The sequence below is a fragment of the Desulfococcus sp. genome, assembly GCF_050178255.1.
In the GTDB taxonomy this organism is placed as follows: Bacteria; Desulfobacterota; Desulfobacteria; order Desulfobacterales; family Desulfococcaceae; genus Desulfococcus; species Desulfococcus multivorans.
In genome coordinates this window covers 1-3880 of the sequence record NZ_JBFXGG010000148.1, presented here as the reverse complement: position 1 = coordinate 3880, position 3880 = coordinate 1, and the positions used below count along the sequence as shown (strand labels likewise).

The following is a 3880-nucleotide window of genomic DNA, read 5'->3' as shown; positions in this document are numbered from 1 at the left end:
CATGGATGTCAGACAGTTCTTCCATCAGCGTCATGAACAGATCGTCAGCACATGGTTCGACACGGTATACCGTGACCTGTCGATCCGATATCACAACGAGCCGGCCGAGGATCTTAAACATCGCATGAACGCCGCAGCCCTGGCCTTTCGTCGCGTGATAGTTTCCGACGACTGGACCGACCTCAAGGCCTTTATTACGATGATCGCACGACAGCGATTCAAAGAGGGCTATAAGGTATCGGAGGTTCAAAAAGCCTTTGAGTTCTACAGAGAAACCCTGATCCCGCTCGTATTTTCAGAAATCGACCCGGGAGAGCGGAAGCCTTTGCTGATGAAGCTTCACACCTGCATGGTTTATGCGATCACCCAGTTTTCGGAATACTTCCAGAGCATCCATGACCGTTTCATGCGTGATCACACGAAAATTCTCGAAAAAGAAATCGAGATCCGTACCCATGAGCTCTCCGAATCCAGAAAAAAATATATGACCCTCGTCGAGAATATTAACGAAGGCTTCCTGGTCTTGATTGAAGGTCGAATCGTTTTTGCGAACCGTTCTTTTGCAGAGATGCATGGATATGATCATGAAGCGGTGCTTCAGACAGATTATCTGAACTTCGTGGCGGATGACCACAAGGAAAAAATTCGGCAGGCGTATGAACTGTGCCTCAAGCCCGGAGTGGCGCCCGCTCGAATCGAGTACCGGCGGCTTTGTAAAAATGGTGAACAGCTTCCCACTGAAATCATGGCGAACCAGAATGTATTCGAAGGCCGAATGGCCAATATCGGCATTTGCCGGGATATCAGTGAGCGGATAGAGCTGGAAAAAAAGAATCGGGAAATGGAAAAACTCAAGGCCTTGTCTCTTCAGGCGGCTTCGATTGCCCATGACGTGAGAAATCCGTTGTCGACCGTGCGAATGAATCTGCAGCTTTTTCTGCTGATGGAGCTGCCCCCGGAACGGCTTCGTCTCGTAGAGGCCAGCCTTACCGAAGTGAACCAGATCGAAAAAAGCCTGCAGGAAATGATGAATATCCGATTTCCGTTGAGGCTCTCCTATCGATCGGTGAATATCAGAACGCTGCTGGATCTTTGCCTGAAGAGTATGCACCGGCGCATCACCCAGAACCAGGTATCCGTGCTCTTGAGAATCAGTCGCCGTATCGAGACGATAAATGCGGACCCCCATCGATTGGAACAGGCGCTCCTGAACCTGCTGTTCAACGCGGTTGAAGCCCAGCCTTCCGGTGGGAAACTGACCATTATCGTCCGCCGCTTGAAACAACATTCAAAGGAATGGGTCGAAATACTGGTGGCGGATCAGGGTCCGGGATTGCCCAAAGAAATGCTGCCCTATCTTTTTGACCCGATGTTCAGCCAGAAGGCCATGGGAACGGGCCTGGGGCTTCATAACGTCAAAAAGATCATCGAGGCTCACGGCGGATCTGTCCGGGCCGCGATCAATCGCCGGAGCGGCATGAATTTCTATCTCTGCCTGCCGGTTGAGGAAGACAAAGATCATGCGAGTGCTCATCATTGATGACCAGGCGTCCCTGTTGGACTCCATGAGGTTTTTTCTGGAACAGCGCAAATGCAAGGTATATACCGCGCTGACCGGAAAAGAAGGCTTGAAAACGGCTTTCAGGGAACGGCCTTCTCTCGTGATTCTGGATCTGAAGCTGCCGGATATGGACGGCCAGATCATTCTGAAAAAACTGCGGAATGATATGCCCGCCACCCAGGTCATCATCGTCACGGCCTTTCAGGATATGGAAAACACGATCAACTGCATCAAGTTGGGCGCTTTCGATTTCATTCACAAACCTATCGATATCAATGAAATAGACAGCGCATTGAATCGGTTCGACAAGATCAACCGTGCCCGCACCCATCAGGATCCTCCCCAAAAGCAAGGCGTTGCCGCCCCATCTGATGGAAAGACCCCATATATCGTCGGCAAAAGCCAGCCGATGAAGGAAGTGTTCAAAAAAATCGCCATGGTTTCAGATTCCAAGGTCACGGTCCTGATTCAGGGAGAAAGCGGTACGGGCAAGGAAGTCATTGCAAGAACCATCCATTATCAGGGCGCCTGGAAAAACCATCCGTTCATGGTGGTGGATTGTTCCACACTGGTGGACACCCTGACCGAAAGTCAACTCTTCGGATATGAAAAAGGCGCTTTCACCGGCGCGGACGTCACCCGCAAGGGAACCCTGGAGTTGGCCGGAGAGGGCACGATCTTCTTCGACGAGATCGGAGAAATGCCGTTGCGGCTGCAAAGCAAGCTGTTGAGATTTCTTCACGAGAAGGAATTCATCCGGGTTGGCGGCAGCAAAGTCCTGCAATCCGATGCCCGCATATTGGCCGCCACCAATTTAGACCTGGCCAAAATGGCCTCGAACGGCCGATTGAGATCGGATCTTTTTTACCGACTCCGCGTGGTAACCATCTATGTGCCGCCTCTTCGCGATCGGCGGTCCGACATCTCCCTGTTGGCGAACTACTTTTTGAAAAAGATCGGACATAAGCACCAAATGCCGATTAAAACAATAACGTCAGGTGCCAGGCAACTATTGGAAAGCTATGCGTGGCCCGGCAATGTCAGGGAACTGGAAAACAGTCTTATCCGGGCGGCGGTGCTGACAAAATCGCCGGTACTTACCCGGGAGGATATCCTGAACGCCATCTCCGAAACCGGTGTCGATGCTGTTCAGGAGCCATCGGAAAAAACCCTGGCCGAGGTGGAAAAGGAGCATATTCTTCAGGTGCTCAAGATCAAACAGGGGCATCTGGGGAAAGCCTGCCGAACGCTGGGGATCAGCAGGCCGACATTGCGGAAAAAACTGAACCAATACGGCTACAAATAAGGCCGGCTGAACACATCAGCCGATATTGTCTGCACCGCTCTCACCGCGACATCGACAGCAGACGTCATTCAACCCGAACGACGACAGCCGTTTCGGACCGTTGAAAAACAGGCGCAAAAAACGGCGATCGGCCGTATGGCCGGATTCTCCGCCAGAAAACAAATGGATAGGATTCCATCGCTTGCAATCCCCCCTCATTATCGTATAGTATGACAACTTAATGCCGGAATGCAGAGGTGATCGTCAGGATGGTCTGCGTTCACTGCACGTTTTTTGCGGACTTCCGCCCTGGATACCGGTAAACCCTATCGATCGGAGTTCATTGGCGGCATCCACATCGACAAGGCGATGTCATTCATTCTGGAATTGACGGAAGAGAGCTTTGGAACCGACGCCCGCTCACCCCCGTAACACCGCATTCGTTTCCATTCGGCGGATTTATCTGCTGGCAGGGATGGTCATGGTCATTTTTTCGGGCCTGGTGATGTACGGCTTTCAGGTTGGGGTAAGGGTGCAGCGCGTCGACACCCCTCTCATCATCGCGCTTCATGAAATTCAGCTCGAAGCGACCAACGCGAGGCTCTCGATCGATACCATTCTGAACCGTCAAACCGAAAACCGCGTTGAAAGCATATGGAAATACCTGGACCAGGCAATATGGTATTTTGAGCGCCTGTGCGTCACGCGTAAAAAAAGCGGTCATCCGATCCTCACCCATCCGGGATCATCAATTGAAAAACAGTTGGCGACGCTGAATATGAGGCTGGCCCGATACAAGACGTCCACCCGACACATGATATCGGCCCATCGAAACGGCCTGGACGCCACCGTTTCGGCGCTCGAAAACCGTGAAGATTTCAACGCCCTGTTGGCCTGTCTCTTTGAGATGGAAACATATCTTAGAACCATTGCCGAACAAAACCAACGCAACTATGCCATAGCCCATTTCGGTGCTGCCGGCATCCTTCTCGTATTGATGGCCATTCTGGCGATAATCATCAAACGGTTCGAAC

General features: G+C 51.7%; 3 protein-coding genes. All 3 read left to right on the top strand.

The annotated features are described in order from the left end of the window. The coding region (locus tag AB7S84_RS15930; protein WP_020878023.1) for a two-component system sensor histidine kinase NtrB at positions 1-1540 on the top strand (1540 nt) is incomplete at its 5' end. Beyond that, positions 1521-2867, top strand: coding sequence for a sigma-54-dependent transcriptional regulator (locus AB7S84_RS15925; RefSeq protein ID WP_020878024.1), 1347 nt, complete (start codon positions 1521-1523; stop codon positions 2865-2867). The genes AB7S84_RS15930 and AB7S84_RS15925, both read left to right, overlap by 20 nt. Before the next feature lie 382 nt (positions 2868-3249). Next, the coding region (locus AB7S84_RS15920; protein ID WP_428155697.1) for a hypothetical protein at positions 3250-3880 on the top strand (631 nt) is incomplete at its 3' end.

Excerpts from the sequence above, each read along its gene's own strand:
- AB7S84_RS15925 (WP_020878024.1), top strand. The coding sequence starts at position 1,521 with ATGCGAGTGCTCATCATTGATGACCAGGCGTCCCTGTTGGACTCCATG.